Origin of the sequence: Phytoactinopolyspora endophytica (assembly GCF_004138495.1) — a bacterium.
In the GTDB taxonomy this organism is placed as follows: Bacteria; Actinomycetota; Actinomycetes; order Jiangellales; family Jiangellaceae; genus Phytoactinopolyspora; species Phytoactinopolyspora endophytica.
The window spans coordinates 38284-38941 of the sequence record NZ_ML142874.1 but is presented as its reverse complement, the minus strand read 5'-3'; the positions used below and the strand labels follow the sequence as shown (position 1 = coordinate 38941).

The 658-nt window shown below is 68.7% G+C and carries 1 protein-coding gene; it reads left to right on the top strand.

The genetic code is table 11. The features are described 5' to 3' along the window. Positions 1–95 precede the first annotated feature (95 nt). Positions 96–658, top strand: a 563-nt coding sequence (locus tag ELR45_RS39900; RefSeq protein WP_205857661.1) for an amidase family protein, incomplete at its 3' end; no start/stop codon positions are given.

The following is a 658-nucleotide window of genomic DNA, read 5'->3' as shown; positions in this document are numbered from 1 at the left end:
TGATCATGAACACAAACCGTGTACATAGCACGCATAGTGTTCATGATCATGGTGCGGCCGCGTGCTCGGGCGGGCCGGCGTCGTAGGGTCGGACCGTGACTGAGATCCACGAGCTGACTGCGCTTGAACTGGCCGCGGCCGTCCGTGCGGGCGAGACGTCGCCGACCGAGATCCTTGAACACACGCTGGCCCGTGTCGAGCGGCTGGACCCGCAGATCGGTGCGTTCGTCGCCGTCACCCCGGAGCTTGCACGCGAGCAGGCCACGGCGGCAGAGCGTGGGTCGGCGGCCGATTCGGCGGCCGATAAGGACGACGATGGTCGCGCGTTGCTGGGCGTGCCGTGCCCAATCAAGGACCTGAACAGTGTGGCGGGCGTGCCGATCCGGGCTGGCAGCGCGGTGTTCGAGGATGTTGTGGCCCCGGTCGACGACGGCATCGTCACCCTGCTTCGCGACGCCGGAACGTTGATGATCGGCAAGACCAACACACCGGAGTTCGGGCTTCCCCCCTATACGGAACCGGACATCGCACCGCCCGCCCGCACGCCCTGGGATCCGCGCCGGTCCGCCGGTGGATCCAGCGGCGGAGCGGCGGCCGCCGTGGCAGCCGGCATCGTCCCGATCGCGCAAGGCAGCGACGGTGGCGGCTCGATCCGCAT